Source organism: Botrimarina mediterranea (assembly GCF_007753265.1).
Taxonomy (GTDB): Bacteria; Planctomycetota; Planctomycetia; order Pirellulales; family Lacipirellulaceae; genus Botrimarina; species Botrimarina mediterranea.
The window spans coordinates 660,135-681,207 of the sequence record NZ_CP036349.1 but is presented as its reverse complement, the minus strand read 5'-3'; the positions used below and the strand labels follow the sequence as shown (position 1 = coordinate 681,207).

At 64.7% G+C, this 21,073-nt stretch carries 18 protein-coding genes and 1 tRNA gene; 11 read left to right on the top strand and 8 right to left on the bottom strand.

Translation table 11 applies throughout. The annotated features are described in order from the left end of the window. Positions 1–84: 84 nt before the first annotated feature. On the bottom strand, positions 85–2,268 hold the full coding sequence (locus Spa11_RS02715) for a pentapeptide repeat-containing protein (RefSeq protein ID WP_145107022.1): 2,184 nt from the start codon (positions 2,266–2,268) through the stop codon (positions 85–87). 248 nt (positions 2,269–2,516) lie between these two features. Here Spa11_RS02715 and Spa11_RS02710 point away from each other — a divergent pair, with 248 nt between their 5' ends. From Spa11_RS02710 to Spa11_RS23430, 6 genes are all read left to right on the top strand, one after another. Then, complete coding sequence (locus tag Spa11_RS02710) at positions 2,517–3,524, top strand: TerC family protein (protein ID WP_145107015.1); 1,008 nt, start codon at positions 2,517–2,519, stop codon at positions 3,522–3,524. A gap of 174 nt (positions 3,525–3,698) precedes the next feature. Next, entirely contained in the window at positions 3,699–4,715 is a 1,017-nt protein-coding gene (floA, locus tag Spa11_RS02705; RefSeq protein WP_145107009.1) for a flotillin-like protein FloA, read from the top strand. A gap of 27 nt (positions 4,716–4,742) precedes the next feature. Beyond that, complete coding sequence (locus tag Spa11_RS02700) at positions 4,743–5,537, top strand: hypothetical protein (protein WP_145107005.1); 795 nt, start codon at positions 4,743–4,745, stop codon at positions 5,535–5,537. Between the two features lie 39 nt (positions 5,538–5,576). Continuing rightward, on the top strand, positions 5,577–5,807 hold the full coding sequence (locus Spa11_RS02695) for an FmdB family zinc ribbon protein (protein ID WP_145107002.1): 231 nt from the start codon (positions 5,577–5,579) through the stop codon (positions 5,805–5,807). Positions 5,808–6,365: 558 nt separating this feature from the next. Beyond that, positions 6,366–7,205 (top strand): hypothetical protein, encoded by an 840-nt coding sequence (locus tag Spa11_RS02690; protein ID WP_145106998.1) that lies wholly within the window; start codon positions 6,366–6,368, stop codon positions 7,203–7,205. Positions 7,206–7,209: 4 nt separating this feature from the next. Continuing rightward, positions 7,210–7,344 carry a hypothetical protein gene (locus Spa11_RS23430; protein ID WP_261342281.1) on the top strand — a complete coding sequence of 45 codons (135 nt, stop codon included), beginning with the start codon at positions 7,210–7,212 and terminating at the stop codon, positions 7,342–7,344. A gap of 674 nt (positions 7,345–8,018) precedes the next feature. Here Spa11_RS23430 and Spa11_RS02685 read toward each other — a convergent pair. Continuing rightward, positions 8,019–8,102 (bottom strand) — tRNA-Leu (locus Spa11_RS02685). 344 nt (positions 8,103–8,446) lie between these two features. Here Spa11_RS02685 and Spa11_RS02680 point away from each other — a divergent pair. Further along, positions 8,447–9,565 (top strand): DUF1559 domain-containing protein, encoded by a 1,119-nt coding sequence (locus Spa11_RS02680; RefSeq protein WP_145106994.1) that lies wholly within the window; start codon positions 8,447–8,449, stop codon positions 9,563–9,565. A 433-nt stretch (positions 9,566–9,998) separates the two neighbouring features. Here the strand turns inward: Spa11_RS02680 and Spa11_RS02675 are convergent, their stop codons facing one another. The 3 genes from Spa11_RS02675 to Spa11_RS02665 form a co-directional block, all read right to left on the bottom strand. After that, positions 9,999–10,730: an exosortase-associated EpsI family protein gene (locus Spa11_RS02675; protein WP_145106991.1), complete on the bottom strand. Its 732-nt coding sequence runs from the start codon at positions 10,728–10,730 to the stop codon at positions 9,999–10,001. A 212-nt stretch (positions 10,731–10,942) separates the two neighbouring features. Next, positions 10,943–11,815, bottom strand: coding sequence for a hypothetical protein (locus Spa11_RS02670; protein WP_145106988.1), 873 nt, complete (start codon positions 11,813–11,815; stop codon positions 10,943–10,945). Between the two features lie 122 nt (positions 11,816–11,937). Next, entirely contained in the window at positions 11,938–12,834 is an 897-nt protein-coding gene (locus Spa11_RS02665; RefSeq protein WP_197529686.1) for a polysaccharide biosynthesis/export family protein, read from the bottom strand. 73 nt (positions 12,835–12,907) lie between these two features. On the opposite strand from Spa11_RS02665, the gene Spa11_RS22715 reads away from it, so the two are divergent. The 3 genes from Spa11_RS22715 (at position 12,908) to Spa11_RS02655 (ending at position 17,248) form a co-directional block, all read left to right on the top strand. Beyond that, positions 12,908–13,099, top strand: coding sequence for a hypothetical protein (locus Spa11_RS22715; protein ID WP_197529685.1), 192 nt, complete (start codon positions 12,908–12,910; stop codon positions 13,097–13,099). Positions 13,100–13,427: 328 nt separating this feature from the next. Continuing rightward, entirely contained in the window at positions 13,428–14,612 is a 1,185-nt protein-coding gene (locus tag Spa11_RS02660; protein ID WP_145106979.1) for an exosortase/archaeosortase family protein, read from the top strand. 329 nt (positions 14,613–14,941) lie between these two features. Next, positions 14,942–17,248 (top strand): tyrosine-protein kinase domain-containing protein, encoded by a 2,307-nt coding sequence (locus Spa11_RS02655; protein ID WP_145106976.1) that lies wholly within the window; start codon positions 14,942–14,944, stop codon positions 17,246–17,248. 375 nt (positions 17,249–17,623) lie between these two features. On the opposite strand, the gene Spa11_RS02650 is transcribed toward Spa11_RS02655, so the two are convergent. Both Spa11_RS02650 and Spa11_RS02645 read right to left on the bottom strand, forming a co-directional pair. Then, complete coding sequence (locus Spa11_RS02650) at positions 17,624–18,043, bottom strand: RrF2 family transcriptional regulator (protein WP_197529684.1); 420 nt, start codon at positions 18,041–18,043, stop codon at positions 17,624–17,626. Between the two features lie 99 nt (positions 18,044–18,142). Next, entirely contained in the window at positions 18,143–18,931 is a 789-nt protein-coding gene (locus Spa11_RS02645; protein ID WP_231933128.1) for a phosphoadenylyl-sulfate reductase, read from the bottom strand. A 280-nt stretch (positions 18,932–19,211) separates the two neighbouring features. Between Spa11_RS02645 and Spa11_RS02640 the strand changes: the two genes are divergently transcribed. Continuing rightward, complete coding sequence (locus tag Spa11_RS02640; RefSeq protein ID WP_197529683.1) at positions 19,212–19,928, top strand: YbaN family protein; 717 nt, start codon at positions 19,212–19,214, stop codon at positions 19,926–19,928. Between the two features lie 72 nt (positions 19,929–20,000). On the opposite strand, the gene Spa11_RS02635 is transcribed toward Spa11_RS02640, so the two are convergent. After that, positions 20,001–20,852 carry a hypothetical protein gene (locus Spa11_RS02635; RefSeq protein ID WP_231933126.1) on the bottom strand — a complete coding sequence of 284 codons (852 nt, stop codon included), beginning with the start codon at positions 20,850–20,852 and terminating at the stop codon, positions 20,001–20,003. Positions 20,853–21,073 lie beyond the last annotated feature (221 nt).

Below are 21,073 nucleotides of genomic sequence, written 5' to 3'. Positions count from 1 at the left end.
GGGCGCGCACGGCGGCGCGCTTCTCCATCGGTCCGGATCGGCCGGTTGGGAGGTCTGGCTTGAAGAAATCGGTTATGCGGGTCGCTAGCGGCGCTGGCGCCGTCTCGACGGGGCAGCACAAATGACTGGCGCTAAACCAATGAAAGCCGTCGCGGGCTCGGGCACAACTGCGGCGTCGGAGGGCGAGGTTCGGCCGTAGTTGTCTCGCCAGGTCTCGTACTGGGCGGCGCCGATCGGGCCACTACCGGGGTCGTTAGGAAGCGACCCGGCGGGGGCATCGACGTTGTCGCGCCAGACCGTGTAGTCGGCGGCGTCCACAGCGCCGTCGCCGTTGTAGTCGCCATAGAGTGGCTGCTCCGCGCTTGTCAGCGTGACGACGCCCGTCGTGTAGAGCGACGAGAGGTCCCACTCGTGTTCGCTCACGACATTAAAGGCGCCCGTGGGCGCCACACCGGTCCAATCGAAGAGAGCGAACGAGCGGCCGACCTGGCCAGTGACATCCACGTCAGGCGTGAATGACAGTTCGAGTGTTCCGTCGAGCGTCACGGCGATGCCCGGCTCGAACGAGATCGTCGAGTCCCAAGCGTCGGCTTCGAGGCGGACTTCGATCGTGCTGTCGTCGTTGGTGCTGAAGCCGTCTTCGACGTGGATCGCGATCGGCGCGATCGGGTTGTACATGTCCGAGTCGCCGTCATAGTCACGCACGATCCACAGCTCTTCGGTCGTCAGGTCGATGCCGTGAACAACGCCTTGGGGACCGATCAAATTGACGCCTGCGGACGTGTCATCTAGATACATCCTGGCGCCCCGCGCGTCGGCGCCATGGAAGATGGCTAAGCCGATATTCGTGATGCCGGAGCTGTCGAATACCGCGTTGACTAGGTAGGCGTGGCGGAGATTCGTGCCCGTCAGGTCTGCAGAGAGTTCAGCGTGTTGGAGGTTTTGTTCCTCGAAGTCCCAGCCTGCCAAGTCGTTGATAAGGAAGGAAACGCCGCTCAGGTCGCCCTCTTGGTAGCTGGCGGTCGAGTAGAGCTGCTGTGGGGTGAAGCCGTTGAAAGTCGCAGCGTAAAAGTTGGCGCCGCGGATGTTGGCGCCGGTGAAGTCCGTGCCTTCCAGATTCGCGCCGCCGAACCCGGCCCGTTCGAGATTGAAACCGGCAAAACTGACATCCGACAGGTAGTTTTCACCGAGATTGGTCCCGGAGAGATCGCCGGCTTGATAGCTCGCTGTCGAGTAAAGCTGCGTCTCGGAGAGGGCTGTGTCGCCCAGAGACGCGTCGTTGATGATGGCCCCCGTCAGGTCGGACCCGGCCAAGTCCGCCCCGTTGAAATTCGCTCCCGTCAAGTCGATGCCCGCGAAGTTCCAGCCACTCATGTCGTTGAACTCGAGGTTCACGCCCCGCAACCCGCCCGCTTGGTAGCTGGCTGTGCTGTACAGCTGCGCCGCCGTGAAGCCGGAGTTGGTGACGCTGTAGAAACTGGCGTTGTCGATTATGGCGCCGGTGAAGTCGGCGTCGAGCAATGTGGCTATCTGCAGACTCGCGCCGGTAAGGTCTTGTCCGGCAAAGTTCCAGCCCGTGAGGTCGCTGTAGTTGAGCCAGACTTCGCGAAGATTCAGGTTCTGATAACTGGCGGTCGAATAAAATTGCGCGACCGTGAACCCGTTCGAGGTGGCGTCTTGCAGGATCGCACCGGTGATCGTGGCGCCGGTGAAGTCAACACCCGCTAGGATCGTGCCGTAATAACGCGTTCTCGAAAGGTCTTGCGAAGAGAAGTCCCAGCCGGTGAGGTTATTCCCATCGAAGAGGATGCCGGACAGGTCACCGGCTTGATAGCTGGCGGTTGAATAGAGCTGCGCTGCGCCGAAGCCACGTGAAGTGATATTGTTGAGGCCCGCCCCGCGCACCACAGCGTCGGTAAAAGTTGCGCCGGTAAGCGTTGTCCACGATAGTGTGGCGCTGGTCAGATTGGCGTTCGTGAAGTCGGCGTCGGTGAAGTTGGCTTGGTACGCGTAGGCGCCCGTCAGGTCCGCGCCGATCAGGTACGCCTTCGTCAGGTCTCGCCGGTAGAGGTACTCACCGGGAACCGCATCGACCCCGCCGCCGCCGGGGGTCAAGGTCGTGCTTTGCACCCTCCCATCACCAGTGTCCTCCCACTGGTAGATATGGGCCCGTAGCGGCGCCGCCGTCAGGAGCACGCCGACAAGAGCCTTCGACAGCCGGCCCAGTGCGTCCCGGGAATCTAATGCGTCCCGAGAATAGAGAAGCATCGGGTTACCCTCTGTACAGAAAAGAGTCAGCCGCCTCGCGCCGCGGCCGGCTCCGCAATGTAACGCATCGCGAAGGCAATGCTGACCTCGTGACGGGAATTTTCTGCGGCAAGCCGCCGCCAAGAGCCGCCGGGGGCACACGAATTGCAGCCTTGATTACGTCCGTCGCTGTCGCCGCCGCAACTCGACCAGACCGATTCCTCTAAATTGCCGCTAGTGTGACCCTTCCGTTTGCCGTGATGTCTTCGATGCCCTGGTTCGTTTGGCTGGGGTTCTTGGCCGCTATTGGCCTGATGGTCGCCCTCGACCTGGGCGTTTTCCACCGTCGCGACGAGACGCCTACCTTCCGCTCGGCGATCAAGTGGACCTGTGTTTGGGTCGCCGTCGCGTTGGCTTTCACCGGGGTCGTGTACCAGCTCTACGAGGGGCGCTGGTTCGCGGGCAGCGGCCTGGGAAAGACCGGCATGGGCGCCGAGGCCGTTGCGGCGTACCTCACCGCGTATGTCGTTGAGAAGTCGTTGTCGCTCGACAACATCTTCGTGATGGCGATCATCTTCTCCTACTTCCGGGTGCCGCTCGCTTCGCAGCACCGGGTGCTCTTTTGGGGCATCCTCGGCGCGGTGGTGCTGCGCGGGGCGATGATCTTCGCCGGCGTCGCCCTGCTCCACCGTTTCGAGTGGATCACCTACGTGTTCGGCGTGCTCTTGTTGATCTCGGCGGCTCGACTGCTGATGTCCGGGGACGACGAGTTCGAGCCCGAACGCAACCTCACCCTGCGTCTGATCCATCGCTGGCTGCCGATCTCCAAGGCCCGCGACACCAAGCACTTCTTCGTCACGGAGAACGGCAAGACCGCGGCCACGACGCTCTTTCTCGCCCTGGTGATGGTCGAGACGACCGACGTCATGTTCGCCGTCGACTCGATCCCGGCGGTGTTCGCGGTGACGCGGGACCCGTTCCTGGTGTTTACGTCGAACATCTTCGCGATCCTCGGTCTGCGGTCGCTGTACTTCGCGCTGGCCGGGTTCATGGACACGCTCAAGCACCTGAAGACGAGCCTCGTCTTCGTGCTGGCGTATGTCGGCGTGAAGATGCTGCTGGCGCACCACTACCCTATCCCCAACCTCGTGTCGCTGGCCGTGATCGGTGGCATCCTCGGCGTCGGCGTCGTGGCGTCGCTGGTGGGCAAGCGGAAGCCGGCGATCACCGGCGACCCAACCGCCGACGGCCCCGACGAGGAGAGCGTCGCCAACTAACCGTGGCCTCGCCCGGGCGCGGCTTCCCCGGCTCGGCAGGACTCCGCGGCAATAACCAGCGGGAAGTGGCGAACAGTATCGGTGGGCCCCGGCTAGTTGTCTTGCCCGTCGCCCCCCCCTACAACAGCGGGGTAGCGAAATCCCTCGTAAGCTCACCGCCGCGGATCGCCGCCGATGATGGAACTCCTCAGAAACCCGACGGTCTGGATCGTCATCACGATCGCAGGGATCATCGTCCTCCTGACGATCTTCGCGATCGTCGCCCGGTTCTTTCGGCTCTACATCCAGTCGGTCACCACCGGCGCGGGGATCGGAATCTTCGACCTTTTGCGGATGACCTTCCGGAAGGTCAACCCGACGGTGATCGTCCGCAGCAAGATCATGGCCACGCAGGCCGGCATCACCGACGCCGAGGGCGTCACGGCCCGGGCGCTCGAGGCCCACTACATGGCGGGCGGCAACGTGCCGCTGGTGATCCGCTCGATGATCGCCGCCCGCAAGGCGAAGATCATCGACCTCGATTTCAAGCGAGCCACGGCGATCGACCTCGCCGGCCGCAACATCCTCGAAGCGGTCCAGACGAGCGTCTACCCACGCGTCATCGACTGCCCGCCGAAGAACAGCAAGCGGCCGAGCCTCGACGCCATCGCCAAGGACGGCATTCAGCTGAAGGTGAAGGCTCGCGTCACGGTGCGGGCAAACCTCGACCAGCTCATTGGCGGCGCCACCGAGGAGACGATCGTCGCCCGCGTCGGCGAGGGGATCGTGTCGGCGATCGGTTCTTCGGAGCGGCATAAGGACGTGCTGGAGAATCCCGACCGGATTTCCAAGGCGGTGCTCGCCCGTCGGCTCGACTCGCAGACGGCGTTCGAGATCGTCTCGATCGATATCGCCGACATCGACGTCGGCGACAACATCGGCGCCCGCCTCCAGGCCGACCAAGCCGAGGCCGACACCCGCGTCGCCCGCGCCCAGGCCGAAGGCCGCCGGGCGATGGCCGTGTCGCAAGAGCAGGAGAATCTCGCCGGCATCGAGGAGATGCGCGCTAAACTTGTGGAAGCCGAGGCCGAGGTCCCGCGGGCGATGGCCGAGGCGTTCCAGACCGGCAAACTGGGCATCCTCGACTACTACAAGATGCAGAACATCCAGGCCGACACCGACATGCGCACGTCGATCGCCACGGCCAAGTAAGCGTCCTTGAATCGCTGACGGTACTTCATGCCCTTCGCGCCGCTAACCGCCGCTCTGCCGCCGGGCCTGTTCGCCGCGGGGTTTCTCGACGCGATCGGCCCCCTGCTGGTGGTCGCCTTCTGGGTGATCCGTCAGGTGCTGGTGGGGCTCAAGGAGCAGCGCGAGCTGGACAAGGCCCGCGGAGAGGCCGAGGAAAAAGGCCAGCCCTGGCCGCCGGATGAGGCGCAGCGCGTTGACGAGCCGATCCTCGAAATCGCCGACGAACCGGCGCCGAAACCTGCCGCCAAGCCGGTTCAGGCCGACCTGCGTTCGGAGGTCGAAGAGTTTCTCCGGCGGGCCGCTCAGGGAGACGCCGCTCCGCCTCAACCGCCCGCCAAGAAGCCGCCGCTCGACCCGTTCGAAGAGCCCCCCCGACGACAACGCCGGCAATCGCCTCCGCCGCAACAGGACCTCCCCAAGCCCGTAACGCGGCGTTCTCAATCCCCGACACGGGCGGCGAGCAACCTCGATGTTCAGGCTGAGTCGCCTCAGCCCGCCCGACGGGGTCCGCTCCGCCACCTGCCGGAAAGCCAGCTTGCCGAGAACGCCGCCCACCTGGGTGAGAACATCTCGACAGCCGACGACCGGGTCGAGGCCCGGCTTCACGAGAAGTTCGACCACCGGCTGGGAACGCTCATGAACCGCCCCGGCGGCGCCGAAGCGAAAGTCGCAGAACCCGCGAGCGCCGCGGCCCGTATCCGAAAGGCGCTCGTCACTCCCGGCGGCGCCCGTGACGCGGTGATCCTCAGCGAGATCCTCCGCAGCCCGGCCGACCGGACCTAACCATCTTCCAGCGGACCCTCTTCCAGCAGAATCGCTCCGATGCCCCTCTACGAATACCAGTGCAAGGACTGCGACCGGGACGTTGAGGTCCTGGTCCGATCCGAAGCGGAGAAGCCCGAGTGCCCGGAGTGCGGCAGCGGCAGGCTGGTAAAGCTGCTGAGCGTGTGTGCGTCGCCTACGACCGGCAGCGGCCCCGCCAGCCTCCCCACGAGCCTCCCCAGTGGTGGCGGCGGCTGCGGCGGCGGTTGCGCCTGCCACCCCCGCGGCTGACCCGCCCGTCCAGGCGACTAGTTGAGGCAACCACAGGTACCCGTCTGAGCCGTGGGCGGCACAGGATTATGCAAGGGCTAGCAGTTACTACGTTCAGATAAGGACTTAAGCGTCGTCGGACTGCTATCGCAGCAGTGCATCATCGACGTAAGTCCTTTGTTAAACGTCCATTTGCTAGCAGTTGCATAATCCTGGGCAGCCCTCGGTGGGCTCAGGGGTACCCGCTTCTCTCCGAGGGCTACCGCGCGGCTAAGGTCAAAGGTGGTGGTTTCGCCCCTGCGGGGCCTCATAATCGGCAGAGGCGCCGCAAGCCGACGTAAGTCCCGCATCGCAACGAGATTACGCAAATCGCGTAAATTGACACCCGTTTTCAACCGTGTCTATACTGCCCAGACGCCGATGGTTCGGCGGATCGTCGCCTGCGAGGCCCCTTCCGCCGGTTGCTAGCGACGCACCCGCCCCTTGTCGGCCCGCGGTCACCAGATACCCGGAACCCTGAACCGCGCTTGCTTCCCCCTCTGCTACGCTTCCCCCGCTGCTGAGAATAGGCGTCACACGATGAATTTCTTGGGCAAGATCCTGGTCGTCACGCTGTTCGTGCTCAGCATCGGCTACATGTGGCTGGCGGTCAGCGTCTACTCGACGCACCGTCACTGGAAGAACGAGGCCGAAGCCGCCCAGAAGCAGCTCAGTGAAGAGCGTGCCCGGTTCCAGGCCTTACAGAGCAGCTCCAACGCCCTGGAGAGCCAGCTCAAGGCCGAGGCCGAGTCGGCGTTGCAGCAGGTCCGCAAGCTCGAGACCGAGGCCACCCGCCTCGCCGAGGACAACCAGCGGATCCAGCGTCAGCTCAATGAGCTGAGCACCGACGCCCGCCAAGCGGTCGAGGCCGTCACCGCCACGCAGCAAAACAACAACCAGCTCGCCGAAGAGGTCCTGCGGATCCGCGACGACATCAGCAAGGCAATCAAGGAAAAGGACGACAGCTTCGACGTCGCCCTCAAGGCGACCGAGGAGTTGCAGTCGATCCGCAACGACCTCGAATCGGCCCTCGAAACGCAGCGTGACCTGGTGGCCGAGACCGGCCGCATGACCCGCGTCATGGAGTCCGAGGGCCTCGACCCCAACACCCCCGCCGACGGCATCACGCCGCGCGTCGATGGTTTCGTCAGCCGCACGCAGCGTAAGGGCGGCGTCCAGCTGGTCGAGATCAGCATCGGTGACGACGACGGCCTGCGGATCGGCGACACCGTCGAAGTGTTCCGCGACACCAAGTACAAGGGCCGTCTCGAGATCCTCAAGACGGCGCCCGACCGCGCCGTTGGCCGCGTCGATACCCGCTTCCAACAAGGTCCGATCCAGGAGGGCGACCGTGTCGCAACTCGACTCAACCTCAACTAGCCCGATGCCGGCTCGCGGCGGACTCGTCAAGAAGCCGCCCACGTCGATCTACACGGTGCTGATGATCCTGGCGACGATCGCCATGTCGCTGGGCTGCCTGTTCCTGGCCATGGAATACGCCAAGTACGGGTTCTCTTGAGCCGCCCGACAACGGCGTCGGGCCACCACTGAGCGTTCACGCTTCCGGTTGAGCCCCTATCGCTCGTTTAGCCCCGGTCCACAGTTTACTTAGCCCCCCGGTCAATGACCGGGGGCTAAATGCAACGACCGGGGACTATGTGCTGTGGCCGGCGTGCCGCGTCATCCGATCGATGCACGGTGCCCGCATCGCCAATCTCCCACGATATCTCTCACGGCGAGATATCTCTCACGGCGAAACGACCCACGAGCGCAGCAAGAAACGCGTAGCCCCCGACGTCGTGAGACGGCCGAAAGCCACGCGTTTCTGCGGGGTGGTCGGTATAGATCCGGCGTTCTGTTGCCGGGCTTTAGATCGATTTAAGAAGGGATCGACTTGAAGGGGTCGTTAGGAAACTGTTCGCGTCGGATCGCTGCGGTAGAGGAGTTCCGAAGCGGACCTCTCTAGGCTGCTACTCCGGTCTCACGCAGCATAACCAAATTCCGGCCTTCGCTGGGGAAAATTCCGAAAATATTCGGGTCGATTCTCTGGAATCCTGCGAAGCCTTGCCGGCAATCTGGTGGACTCCGCCTCAAAACCCCTCGTTTGAGGGGATTTGAGGCGGTAGTCTTGTCGCCTTCGCGCCGGAGACTCCCCATCGGAGCCGAGGGTCGGCGCGTCGCTTTTGCGAAAAGTGGGCCCGACTGGAGTCGAACCAGCACGCCCTTGCGGGCACATGCCCCTCAAGCATGCGCGTCTGCCAATTCCGCCACGAGCCCATTTTTCCCTGCCCACAAGGCTCTTAACCCGGTTGGCAGAACCCTAAGGTAACCTGCCGCCCGGCGGCGTCAACGGGCCTGTAGAGCCAATCCCAGACGCCCTCGGTTAACTTCGAGGTTTTGTGGACACCAGCCGCTTGCGCCGGCACAATGGGTGGAGAGAAAGCTTGCTTCCGCTCCCGCTGGCGTCAGCCCGGTCGGGAATACCGCCCCCCCTGCCGGACGAATGCCCGGGAGTGGACCGGGAGCTGCTCGCTGACGGTTGCCCCCTTCACTATCGCCCACGACGGCGACCCGGAACGTCCCGTCGTGGATTGCTTGTCACCTAGCTAGGAACTGTGACTATGAGGCGTCCCCTCCCCGCCACCACCACCGCTAGCCGCCCCGGCTTCACGCTGGTCGAGCTGCTGGTGGTGATCGCCATCATCGGCACGCTCGTCGCGTTGCTGCTCCCCGCGGTGCAGGCGGCGCGTGAAGCGGCGCGGAACAACACCTGCAAGAACAACATCAAGCAGCTTGGCCTAGGTATGGCCAACTACGATACGACGTTCAGCAAGCTGCCGGGACTCATCAACGAGATCCCGAACCAAGCCAGCATCAAGGTGTCGGCAGCGGGCCCTTATAAGGGTGATTACACCGTCGGTCGTCGCGCCACTTGGACCGTGTTGCTTTTCCCCTACATCGAACAGAACCCCCTCTGGGATCGATGGACTCAGGAGTTTGGGACGGATGCGTCGATCAACGACACCTTCACTCCCGAGATCGAAAACCTGCAGTGCCCGAGCGACCCCGCTGAAGCCGTCGGACAGCCGACCGCTTCGTACGTCGCCAACGCCGGTTGGGGATTTGCCGACCCGGATCGAACCGATGCGGATCAAAACGCCGGCGATACCGAGTTCGCTGCCAACGGCATTTTTTTTGACCTGAATAAGAAAGCGGCCGTCTCACCCATTCAGGCTTGGAACAACACTGCTGACGGGCGAGAGCTCGACCCCAAGCTCCAGATGTCCATCTCGTACATCTCGTCGGCCGACGGCACCAGCAAGACGATGATGCTCTCCGAAAACTTAAACGCAGTCTTCTACACCTACCCGGTCGAAGACTACCAGCCGAGTGGGCGTAGCGACGCCAAGCATCACTTCGGCTTCGTCTGGCATAACGCGCTTGGAGGAAATCTTCGCCCCGCTATTTGCAAGATCAACGGCGGACGTAGCTTGGACGTGATTCCCCCGACAACTCTTGCCGAACAGACTGAGGAGCTGGCGTATCCGTCGAGCAATCACCCTGGCGGGGTGAATGTCGCCTTCTGCGACGGGAGCATCCGTTACATTAACGAACAAATGTCCAGCCGCGTTTATGCACAATTGATGACGACGAGCTACAAGAAGTCTCGTTACCGTGATCTCGAAGACGCCGAAACCTTTGACCGCAGGCTACCTCAGCCGAACGATTCGGACTACTGATACTGATTCCACAGCAATAGTGGTTGAAATAAGAAGCCCGCCAGCGACACTCGCTGGCGGGCTTCTTTTCTTATCTGGTGTTTAGCGCCGGGTGGGGTAGCGGCCCGCAACGAACACATGAAGGGAGCCCTAAGCGCCAGCGCCGGGAGTGAACTCGGGACACGTTTGGCGACCTACGGGCAGGGAGCCGGAACGCCAAGGCTCGCTGCGCTCGCGCCAGATCGCCCAGGATGCGTCCTAGCGGGCCCCTGCGCTCTGGGTGGACAAATGCATCAAGCTCGCGACTGGCGAGAAATGCAAGCCATTGAGCAGCATCCGCTGTTCAGCGGTGCGATTGGCTCGCCAACTCGACCCATGGCGGGCCGGCGCGTCGTAAGTCGAAGAACCGGACGCTCCCGGTTCGCCGTCGCTTACTTGCTTGCAGCGGCCCGCCTCAGAGGTTCTCTTCTTTCGGCGTGAAGCCGTCGGGGATCTTGCCGTTGGCGGGGGCGATCACGGGTTCGACGGACGCCAAGAACTCACGGGCGAACTCCATCGCCACGCTCTCGTCACCGGCGGCCTCGGCGTCGGCGCCACTGACGGTGAAGTACAGCTTGTAGAGCGCCGGGGCGGCGGCGAACTCGTAACGGAGAGCGCTGGCCGTCATCCCGTCGGGGACCCGCCAGACGACGGGCTCACCGGAGTTTGCGTCGGGCTTGAACCACGTCCAGAAGACACGCTGCTTCATGCCGCTGCTCATCGCGTCCGGCTTGGCGAAGGTAGCCGTGAAGAAACTCGCCTGCTTGCCGTCCTCGAGCGGCAGCTCGTAACGGGTCTGGTCGCTCTGCATCTCGAAGCCGTTGCTGCCGTAGCAGATGTCGGGCGTGTGACGGAACGTGTCGCGGGCGTGGCCGACGATGAACCACACGCCGACGTCCTTGCCCTTGGCGTTGCTGTGGTAGGTGCGCGAGACGTAACCGCGCGCGCCGGCGCCCTTGCGCTCGACCTCGGTCACCTTGTTGTCGGTTGATTCCCACTGGCCGATCTTCGTCGGCACGTTGTCGAGCAGCGACGCGCAGTAGCCGCAGTGGCGGCTGTCGGCCCATCGCTCGGACATGACGCCCTCGACGACGGTCAGGGAGACGATCGCCAGGATCGCGATCACAATCGGGATAACGCGCGTCATCGTGCGCTCGGGGGAGTGAGCAGGGTAGGCGAGGCTAGGAACCGGGGGGCTAAGGCCCCGCGGCTAATGGTTCATCGTCGCGACGGCTTTCGGCCTTCGGGAACGCTAGGCCGTGCTTGCCGGTCCGTCAAGCGAACGGGCCGGCGCGTCTTTCGACGCCCGGCCCGTGCGGTTAGTTCCGTCATGCCGATTCAACGGCTCAGCTCAACGGCTCAGCGGGTGATCGGCAGGTTCGCCGACGCAGGCTGGATGGCCGCGTCGAACAGCGGCGTCTCGGCGGCCGGGCGGCCGAAGGTCGTCGGCAGACGCCGGGGCGCCGGGGCGACGCCGTTCTGCGTGAACCCGACCGGCAGCGGCGGCGGCAGGTCCCGCTTGCCCGCTGCGGACTTGGGCAGCGACGCCGGGACCGTCTTTTCAAACGCCGGGGCAGGCGGCCCGAAGGCGTCCGTTCCGCCCGCCGGTGGGGCGTACCCGAACGGCAGGGACGGCGGGGCGCCTTCATTGGCCGGAGCGGCTTCCCCGCCCGCGCCGGGCGTCGGCAAGCTCGGCCGCGGCAGCGGCGGCAGGGTGATGTCCATGCCCGGACGGTTCATCTCTGGGCGGTTCATCTCGGGTCGGCCCATCTCGGAACCGGTGGCGTCCCTCTCCGTGTTGGATTCGACGTCGGCGGACGTGGTGTCATCCAGCGAGGGGGGGGCCTGCTTGTCCTCGTCCTCGGGCGACGGCGGCTCGTAGGGCGGAATGAGGCTGCCCTCGGTGGTCGCCTCGGGGGGCGTCGGGCCGCCATCGTCGGTGCCCGGCCAGCGACGCCAATGCGGCTGGGCAAAGCCGTAAGGGCCCGCCGGGCTGCAACCGCCCTCGGGCGAACACGGCGGCGGAGTGGCGTGATCCACACAGGCGAAGCCAAGCCGTTTGCACGTGCTGCACCCGGCGATCGGCGCGCCCGTCGGGCCACTCGCAACAGGGCCGGCTGGCACGGGAGTGCTGGGCTGGTAGTACGAGACGCCCACCCCCGAGCCCATCGCCTCGGCGGCAACCATGCCGACCACTAGCGCCAGAGACTCGACAGCTCGAACTTTCATCATGGGTCTCTCCCTCATATCACCCGACCACGAGGGTCGGCGCGCCCCGTCGTGGGGCGGTGGAATGGATTCCTTCCGCTAAACAACCCGCTGTGGCCCCGGCCGTTTCCGACTCGAGAACCGCATTAGTTCGATATCTGCGTGAAGTTGACGGTTCGATCGACCGTCGCCACGCCCAGCGAGGCGAAGCCGAACACCCGCTCGAACGGCCTCGTCAGCTTCGACACCACCGCGTCGAGACGGATCAGCGAATCCTCGGCGATAAAGACGCGGTCGCCCGGGAGGATCTGGTAGTTGGTCGCGGTCAGGGCGCCGCTCGAGATGTCCTTCCAGTTGACGGGGAGGATCTGCTCGCAGCTTTGGCCGTTGCGGGCGGGGCGGGCGATCCAGATCTTCGTCGAAGAGACCTGGCTAATACCGCCCAGCGTCGCGATCGCGTCGAGGATGGTCTCGTTGCCGGTGATGGGGACCGGAACGACGTTGTCGCCGAAGCCGCCACCTTGAGTGATGATGTAGTACTTCTTGCTGTTGTACGAGAACATGTCGACGATCACCTCGGGGTCTTCGAGTTTGAGCGACAACTGCTTCTCGATGGCGACCTTTGCTTCCTCGAGCGTCAGGCCGGTGACGTAAACCGAGCCGTAAGTGCCGAGGTTCACGTAGCCGTCCGGGCCCACCAGGTGCTCGCCGACAATCTGTTGCGAACCCGAAGAAACGGCGAGCGAGACGCTCACCTCGGGCTCTTCGAGGATGGTGGAGAGCTGCTTGCGGATTGCGTCCTTGGCGCCGTCGATCGTGAGGCCGACGACCTTCACCTTGCCGTACGACGGGCCCAGGTCGATCATGCCCTCGGGGTCGACGAAGAAGGCGTCGGCGATGGGCTGGTCGGGCAGGGCGCCGGCGGCGCGGATCAACAGGCCGTCGAAGGGCTCGACGACATACGGCGGTTTCGGCACGACCTTGACCGCCTGCAACATCAGGATGTCCGGCGGCTCGATGGTGTAGCGCGGCAGCGACATCATTTCCAGTTCACGGGGAACGGGCGATGTCGGAGCGACCTCCGGCGGCGAGATTGGATAGGGCTCGCGCGGCTCCATGAAGGCGGTGCAACCGCTGCTGGCGGCCGTGACTACGCCGCTCAATAGCAGGAGCAGCCTGGCGGCGGTCCGGGGGCGGTTCGTCGAAGAGATATCGCCGATCATCACTTATTTCGCCTCTTCAAAGGGCGCAGCGGTACTGGCATCCGCCTTGCCGGCGGAGCGTCTGCTCGACCGGCGCAACCGTTAATGGCGGCACAGTCGTAATGATCGGACAGGTCGGTCCCGAACTTTGCCCCAGCCGTTAAATTCGCCCCAACTAGAGGGGTCGCCATCCGCTGGCGCCGGTGGCGCCGCTCGCGCGGGTTGGAGGTTCGCCCCTTGTTTGACAGCTTTCGAGCCGACGCCTAGGCTCGACCGGAGAGAGGGGGTATGCCGGAATCCGTGTCCGGCGCCGCCCGCTATTTTTTCTGCCTGCCGCCGGAACTTGTTTCCTGCCGGCGCCGTCCAAAGATGCACCGTCGCCCAGCTAGCACCGCGGGGCGCGAGGCGCAAAACGAGTGCCCCCACCGAAAGCTATGGCCCACGAATTCGTCAGCCCCGTCTCTCCCTTCGCCGGCGGCGCCGCCCCTAGCGCGGAGCGGTTCTCGTGGTCCGACTCGTACCAGAAGCACTCCTATCTGGGTCTGCTCGGGCTCACGGCGCTGCTGACCTATTCGTACTGGAACATGCTGGAGAACACGTCTGCCTTCTGGCAGTCGGACCAGTACTCGCACGGCTGGATCGTGCCACTGATCGCCCTCTACCTGATGTGGACGATGCGTCCGAACCCCGTGGCGCAAGACCCGCCCGAAGGGGTAGCAGAAGAGACCTTCCTGGGCCTGATGCCCGCTTCGCTGTTCGGGCAGGTCGCCGCCGGCGTCGGAGCCGCGACGACCGCAGGCGGACTTGCGTTGGGCAATCCGCTGATGCAGGGCGTCGGCATCGCGATTGTCTGTATGGCAGGGCTCGCCTACGTGCTGATCGGCCAGCCCTTCGATCGCGTCGCTGCGGGCGAACGCTGGATCGGTTTGGCGGTGCTGCTGATCGCCTACGCGCTGCGGATCTTCCTCGGCGCCAACCTGTACATGGAGCCGGTGAATCGGCTCTCGTTCCTGCTGGCGCTGTTTGGCGGGTTTATGATGATCGGCGGTTGGTCCCTGCTCCGTTGGACCGGCGCGGCGATCGGCTTTCTGATTTTCATGTACCCGCTCCCCAGCGTTATCGAGCACACGCTGCTGCTGGGCTTGCAGAAGCTAGCCGCGATCGCCAGCGAGGTCGTCCTCACGATCCTCAGCCAACCCGTGGTCCGCGAAGGCAGCGTGATCTCGGTCGATGGGTTGCCGCTGGCAGTCGCCGAGGCTTGCAGCGGCCTGCGGATGGTCACGATCTTCGGTGGCTTCGCCGTCGCCTGCGCGCTGCTGATCAAGCGGCCTTGGTGGGACAAGCTGATCGTGTTGCTCAGCGCCATCCCAATCGCGCTAATCGTCAACGTCGCCCGGATCGTCACAATTGCGTTGCTATTCCGGGTCTTCCCCGAGGGCGAGGCAATCCACACCGTGATCCATGACTACGCCGGCTTGGCGATGATGCCATTGGCGATGGGGCTGATGTACATCGAGCTGAAGCTGCTGTCACTGCTGAGCGTTGAGGATGAGAGCATCGATTCGGGTCACGGCGCCGCTAGCGCCTTTGGCGTCGGCGTGCCGACTTCCGCCCGCTGACTTTCCCCGCTCGCTTCGCCGACGGCGGTGTGGCCCGGAAGCCACATCCTCCTACGCAGTGACGCGGCTTTGCAACACTCGGGCACGAAGCCCGAGACCTGACGAAAGCTGTAAGAGTCCATCAATCAACGACTTACAGCTTCGTCGCCGCTAGGGACCGGGATTGGCCCTGGGATTGCTTCACTGGGGGACAACCACCGGCATAGCTCGGCCCCACGGACCGACTCGCCGACCGCCTCCTCCGCCCGCTAACGCCACTCGTCCCTCGCGCACCTCGTCCGACCGGCATCGCCGGCTAGCGAGCCGCCCGAACTGGAGAACTCCGCTCGATGAGTCAGAACGAAAACGGCAACGTCGCTTCGCCCCAGCCTGGCGCCTCCCTCGTGGCGACCGGCCCGGCCGCCACGCACCTCACCGCGCCCGGCATGCACGGCCCTGGCTTCGGCCAGCCGGTCGGCGCCCAGGGCCAGGACGTCCTCAAGGGAGGCATGGACCGCAGCGGTCTGTTCCACGCCCTGCGTCGCCGCTGGCTGCTCGCTACGTCGATGAGCCTCCTATTGGCCTCGACCGTCGCCGGTCTCCTCTACTGGCTCTTCCCCGAGACGAACTCGGCGACCGCCCAGTACAAGGTTTCTAGCAGCCCGCTAACGCTGATGGAGCGAGGCCAGAACGTCTACAAGGACGACTACGAGATCTTCAAGAACACGCAGCTGGCCTACATCAAGAGTCCGTTGGTGCTGATGTCGGCCCTTACGGCGAACCAAGCCGAGATCTCGCGGCTTGAGATGTTCAACGACGCCGACGACCAAGTTGAGTGGCTCCGCAATCATCTAGAGGTCGCCTTCCCGTCGCGCGGTGAGATTATGGAAATCACCCTGGCGGGTCCGCACCCGAAGGAGGACCTCAAGAAGGTCGTCGAGGCGGTCAGCAAGGCGTACTACGACGAGGTGATCTTCCGTGAGCAAGGCGAACGGACGCTGCCGCTACAGATCCTCAAGGGGAGCCTACGAGACCTCAGCGGAAAGGTCCGTGACAAGTTAGAGACCTACAAGCAGCTCGCCAAGGACAGCGGCACCAGCGAGATCTACAAGGGCTCGTTCGACCCAGAGACCGAGCTTCTGCTCGCCGAGGTCCGTGAGATCCAGAACCGTGAAGCGAAGCTCCGGGGTGAGCTAACCGAAGCGACCACCAACTACCGCATCCTCGAGGCTCAGATCAACGACCCGCAGTACATGGAGCAAGTCGTCGACGAGATGGTCAAGAGCGACCCGATGGTCGCCCAGATGCAGCAAGAGGCGATGTACTACCAGATGCAGATCCGCAGCCTCCGCTCGACCGTCAAGCGGGGCACTTCGGCCCAGATCCGCATGCTTGAGCAGCAGTACCAACAAGCTCAGCAAGAGATCGCACAGATGAAGCAGCAGCTTCAAGCTCAACTGTCCGGTCAGCAGTCCAACGAACCCAACCCCTACATCAAGGCCGCCCTTACCGAGTACCAGATCAAGCGACAGTTCGGCCAAGCCGAACTCGCCGAACTCAACAAGCGAGGCGAAGAGATTAAGCAGGAGCTCCTCCGCAAGGCCGAGAGCAACACCGACCTAATGCTCCGCTTGGCGGAAATCGATCAGCTGCAAGCCGTCGAGGAGAGCATCGCCACGAAGATCCAAAACCTACAGGTCGAGACCCAGGCGCCCAATCGCGTCCAGGCGATCGGCCAAAAGGGGGACGCGTCGGCAACCGCCGAGACGTTTGAGAACCGCAACCGGATGATGCGTTACGCCATCTCGGGCCTCGGCGGCTTGACGGTGCTCGGCCTCACTTGCCTCGGCATCGGTTACATGGAGTTCAGCAGCCGCCGTCTCAATGGACCCGAACAGGTCGATGAGGGTCTCGGCATCCGCGTCATCGGCACGCTTCCGGGCCTCACCGGCAAGCGGTCCCTGAGTGCGGGCAGCCCGATCCTGGCTCAGCTTAGCGAGTCGATCGACAGCGTCCGCACCGCGCTGATGCACGAGTCGACGTCGAAGAAGCGTCAGCTGGTGCTGGTCACGAGCCCCGAAACGACCGAAGGCCGCACGACCGTCGCCAGCCAGCTCGCCGCGAGCCTGGCCCGCGCCGGACGCCGCACCCTGTTGATTGACGGCGACCTGCGGCGCCCGGCCTTGCACACGCTGTTCAACTCGCCGCTCGAAGACGGCTTGTGCGAGGTGCTCCGCGCCGAAGCCGAAGTCTCGGACGTTGTCCGTCCGACCCAGGCCGAGGGCCTGTGGCTGATGACGGCGGGCTACTGTGACAGCGACGCGATCCGCGCCCTGGCCACCGACCAAGTCCAGCCGATCTTCGACAAGCTCCGTAGCGACTACGACTTCATCATCATCGACGGGGCGCCGGTCCTCGGCCTCTCGGACTCACTGCTCTTCGGCCAGCATTGCGACGGGGCGATCCTCTCGGTGCTCCGCGACCGTTCGTGCGTCACGAAGATCCACCAATCGGTCGAACTGCTCCGCAGCGTCGGCGTGCGGATGGTCGGCGCCGTGGTCAACGGCGTGTCGAGCAAGGCCGACCGCCGCGTCACCCACCTGCAACAGGTGACGCCGAAGAGCGCTCAGAAGAAGCTCGAGATGACCGAGGTCTGAGTCACGCGAACAGCGACGAGAAAGTTCGATCGACGGCGGGCTCCGGCAACGGAGCCCGCCGTTTTTTTGTTAACGGCGCTCACAGCAGCTTCTGTAGGAGGGGTCTCCCGACCCCGATTACCCGCACCACGCCGCACCGGCCAGCGCCTGCGGAAGACAAAGAGCCGCGGCGCGTCAGCGCCCGGAGTTGAAGTGGATACCCGCTTCACTCAGACGACTCACGTCGCCGGCTCGCCGCTGATTGTTTTAGCAACCGAGACGTGGCGCAACTCCGGGCGCTGACGCGTTCCGGTTACGTACCCTCTGCGGGTTCAAGCGATGACGGCATGCTGCGCGTAATCGGCGTCGGAGACGCCTCCTACAGACCGCTTCGCGCTAGATGTAGTACATCCCACCCGGCGCTGTCGCCTGGGCGGCGACATCGGCGAGCGTCACGCCACGCAGGCGCTGGCGTTCGGCGGAGGCCGACTCTATCAACGCTTCGGCGACCGCCTCGCCGAGCGGCGAGGGCTTCGCTACGCAGCCCGCTCCCGAGGGCGGACCGTCAACAAGGTCGAGCACTTCGCCGAGCGACAGCTCGTCGGGGTCGCGCGCCAGCCGGTACCCGCCGCAGGCCCCTCGTGTGCTCACGACCAGCCCCAACCGCTTCAGCTCTTGCAAGATCTGAACGAGGAACCCCTCGGGGATCCCCTCCTCGGCCGCCAGCCTGCGCCCTTGCACGGGCTGTCCCGAAGCGTGCTCAGCCGCGAGCCGCACCAGAGCAAGACAGGCGTATTCGGTTTTGGCGGAAAGCATTGTGCAAAAGGGGAATGCGGAAAGGGGAATGCGGAATGAATAGAGGACAGCGATGCGGGGTAGGTCATTCCGCATTCCACTTTCCCCTTTCCGCATTCATCAGATTCCGCTTCCATCCGTGTGCAGCCCGCACTCGGTCTTGGCTTTGCCCGCCCAGCGGCCGGCGCGCTCGTCGCCGTCGTCAGCGCCATTCGCGCCGGGAGTGACGGCTTGGGTGCAGGGCCAGCAGCCGATGCTGGGGTAGCCCTCGTCGTGCAGCGGGTTGTAGGGGACGCCCTCTTTGAGCAGTCGCGTCCAGACGCCTTGCTTGGTGGCGTTCGCCAGGGGGCTGATCTTCACCAGATGGAACTTGCGGTCCCAGGCGACGATCGGCTGCTTGGCGCGGACGGCCGACTGGTCGCGGCGGATGCCGCTCATCCAGGCGGTGCGTCCGACGGCGGCGCGCTCCAGGACCTTGATCTTGCGGTCGTGGCAGCAGCGGTCGGGGTCGGTCTTATAGAGCGGTCCCCCATGAAGCGCCTCGTACTCGGGGACCGCCAGCTCCGGCTGGAGCATGTCGATCTCGAGGCCGTACTTCTCGACGATACGGTCCCTCAGGTCGAGCGTCTGCTGGAACTGGTAGCCGGTGTCGAGGTTGAAGACGTAGGTCGTCGGCGCGTGCTTCGGCAGCAGCGACAGCAGGAGGCATCCCTCAGGGCCGAACGCTGTCCCCATCGCCAGGCCCGGCGCGTAGCGCTCGTGGGCCCAGGCGAGGATCTCGTCGGGCGTGGCCGACTCGAGTCGCTGGCTCTCGGCGGCGAGGTCCGCCAGGAAGGCGTCGGAGGGCTTCTCGCCCGGCGCCGGCGGGGCGGGGAGGGGCGACTCGTACAGGTGCAAGGCGGCGGACATGGCGGAATCTCGACCAGCAAACGGCGAACGACCCTCATACATTACTAGATGGGTCAACAAAGTCAACTATCGTCAGCCGGCGAGCCGCCGCTTGACCGCATCCCTCGCAAAAACCGGCGCCATCGGCCTAATCGGCAGCGAGCCGACCGGCAGCGGCTTCGTTTCGCCGGGGATTTCCCACCACTTAGCCCGCCGCGACGTAACAGCAACCGGCCGTGGTGTAACGTTGGGGGTTCGCGCTCGATCGGGCCGGACACCCCCGGCTTATGGGAATCAACCGATGGCGAGCCCGATTGTGTTACCGTCACTGCTCCGTCCGGCGGGCCCCGTCGCCGACCGAGAGTCGGTCGTGGGTCTGGAGATTGCCCGCCGCGTGCTGGCCGACGCCTCGGTCCGCTCGTTGACGCTCGATCCGGCCCGCGATGAGGCGACAGTCCGATACCGGGGCGGTCACCGAGGACCCATCGAGCAACGCGCGTCGCTAAGCTGGCTAGCCCAGCGATACAGCGCCGACGCGGCGCTGCTGGAAGCCTCGACCGTCGTTCCCCTTCCCGTAGAACTCGTGCAGCGCTGGCCCGACGAAGACGCCGCCCGCGAAAGCTACGTCCGCGCCCCGGAAGTAGCGACCGGCTGGCGCCGCGCGATGCACCTGACGCTTGCGGCCGTGTGGTTCACTCTGGCGGTGCTCGGCGCGATCCTGCCCGGACTGCCCTGCACATGCTTCTTGCTCTTGTGCAGCTACTCGCTCTGCCGCAGCTCGGACCGGCTGCACCAGAAGCTGCTCGACTCGAGGTGGTTCGGCCCGACGCTCCGCCACTGGCGCCTCCACCGCGGCGTCCGCCCCGGCGTCAAGGCCAAGGCCCTCGGCACGATGGCGGCGATGATCGGCATCACGCTCATCTTCGCGCCGCTGCCGTCCGTGGTGTGGTGGATCGTGGCCGCCGCCGGCGTGATCGGTGCGGCGGTGGTGATGCGGCTGCGGGTGGTGGAGTGCTGAATTAACCGCCCAACGTTGGGGCGAGTTTGCGCGTGGCGCTGCCGCGGTTAGCGCCGACGGCTCAAGTGGGAGTTACTCGGCGCCGGTGGCTTCTAGCTCTTCGCCGAAGCGGCGCCAGAAGGCCCTTTGTTCTTCGTACTGGTCGCGGGGCATTTGCTCTTTCTGGAAGTCGAGCGCGTCGATCATCGACTGGACCGTGTCGCGGTACGAGTAGCCCAACTCGGCCATCGGGTTGCGGTAGTCGGGGTCGCCCGGCTCGCGCTGGCCGATGAATTGGCCGTTGGCGTCAACTTCGATGTTCGCCAGCAGCGTGGGCAACATCATCTTCAACTCGAACTGGCTGCGCTCGCCCCACGACATGCCGGCGGTCGCCGAATCCCAGGCGTCGACGACCTCGGGAGGCGTGTTGCTATTGGGGAAGCGGATCCCCCGCCCGGCGCCGGAGTGGGTGATGCCGTCGGCATCGATGTCCACCTGCGCCGGTGGCGGCAACAGCAGGTTCAGCGCGCCCTCTTCGGTGAGGCTCTCGACATGGATCGGATCGGCGAGGCTGTGGACCGATTGCAGCGTCGCGAGCTCTTCACGGTTCAGCTTCGCCAAGAAGCCCTTCGGATCGGCGTAGCCCTCTTCGTTGATCGCCTTGCCGATGATGGCGCCGAACCCCTGCTGCAGTTTCTCCGGCGAAGCCTGCGAGGCGTACCGCTCGGGCCGCGTGCCGAACCAGTCGTCCCAAGCCTGCTGCGCGGCGTCGGCGACCGGAGCGCCGTCGGCGATCGGCGCCGCGGAGGCGTACCCCTGCCGACCGGCCGCTTCGAGCACGGCGCTGAAGGCGCTCTGCACTTGCCGTTCGATCTGGTTGCTAGCGGCGCCCGCCGCCGAAGCCAACGTGCTGGCGCCGAAAGCGGCGATGTCCGTCACGCTCATCGATAGCCCTCAAGCCAAAGAGAAGCCGGCGCAGCGTCGCGCCTTCGACACTCTCATCGGCTTCGCACGAGCAACGGCTTGATCGAGAGCGACTAACCGATCACTGCGAATAAGAGAAAGGTTTAACCACGACGGACACGACGACCACGACGGATCTTTCGTGAGTCGAACCCAAATCAATTTTTTCAGTCGTATAAGGATTGGGACAGCGTCGGGCCACC

Bases quoted from the DNA above. Each gene is read 5' to 3' on its own strand.
- Spa11_RS02715 (WP_145107022.1), bottom strand. From the start codon at position 2,268: ATGCTTCTCTATTCTCGGGACGCATTAGATTCCCGGGACGCACTGGGC.
- Spa11_RS02710 (WP_145107015.1), top strand. From the start codon at position 2,517: ATGCCCTGGTTCGTTTGGCTGGGGTTCTTGGCCGCTATTGGCCTGATG.
- floA (WP_145107009.1), top strand. From the start codon at position 3,699: ATGATGGAACTCCTCAGAAACCCGACGGTCTGGATCGTCATCACGATC.
- Spa11_RS02700 (WP_145107005.1), top strand. From the start codon at position 4,743: ATGCCCTTCGCGCCGCTAACCGCCGCTCTGCCGCCGGGCCTGTTCGCC.
- Spa11_RS02695 (WP_145107002.1), top strand. From the start codon at position 5,577: ATGCCCCTCTACGAATACCAGTGCAAGGACTGCGACCGGGACGTTGAG.
- Spa11_RS02690 (WP_145106998.1), top strand. From the start codon at position 6,366: ATGAATTTCTTGGGCAAGATCCTGGTCGTCACGCTGTTCGTGCTCAGC.
- Spa11_RS23430 (WP_261342281.1), top strand. From the start codon at position 7,210: ATGCCGGCTCGCGGCGGACTCGTCAAGAAGCCGCCCACGTCGATCTAC.
- Spa11_RS02680 (WP_145106994.1), top strand. From the start codon at position 8,447: ATGAGGCGTCCCCTCCCCGCCACCACCACCGCTAGCCGCCCCGGCTTC.
- Spa11_RS02675 (WP_145106991.1), bottom strand. From the start codon at position 10,730: ATGACGCGCGTTATCCCGATTGTGATCGCGATCCTGGCGATCGTCTCC.
- Spa11_RS02670 (WP_145106988.1), bottom strand. From the start codon at position 11,815: ATGATGAAAGTTCGAGCTGTCGAGTCTCTGGCGCTAGTGGTCGGCATG.
- Spa11_RS02665 (WP_197529686.1), bottom strand. From the start codon at position 12,834: ATGATGTCGCTGCCGCGCTACACCATCGAGCCGCCGGACATCCTGATG.
- Spa11_RS22715 (WP_197529685.1), top strand. From the start codon at position 12,908: ATGAAGGCGGTGCAACCGCTGCTGGCGGCCGTGACTACGCCGCTCAAT.
- Spa11_RS02660 (WP_145106979.1), top strand. From the start codon at position 13,428: ATGGCCCACGAATTCGTCAGCCCCGTCTCTCCCTTCGCCGGCGGCGCC.
- Spa11_RS02655 (WP_145106976.1), top strand. From the start codon at position 14,942: ATGAGTCAGAACGAAAACGGCAACGTCGCTTCGCCCCAGCCTGGCGCC.
- Spa11_RS02650 (WP_197529684.1), bottom strand. From the start codon at position 18,043: ATGCTTTCCGCCAAAACCGAATACGCCTGTCTTGCTCTGGTGCGGCTC.
- Spa11_RS02645 (WP_231933128.1), bottom strand. From the start codon at position 18,931: ATGTCCGCCGCCTTGCACCTGTACGAGTCGCCCCTCCCCGCCCCGCCG.
- Spa11_RS02640 (WP_197529683.1), top strand. From the start codon at position 19,212: ATGGCGAGCCCGATTGTGTTACCGTCACTGCTCCGTCCGGCGGGCCCC.
- Spa11_RS02635 (WP_231933126.1), bottom strand. From the start codon at position 20,852: ATGAGCGTGACGGACATCGCCGCTTTCGGCGCCAGCACGTTGGCTTCG.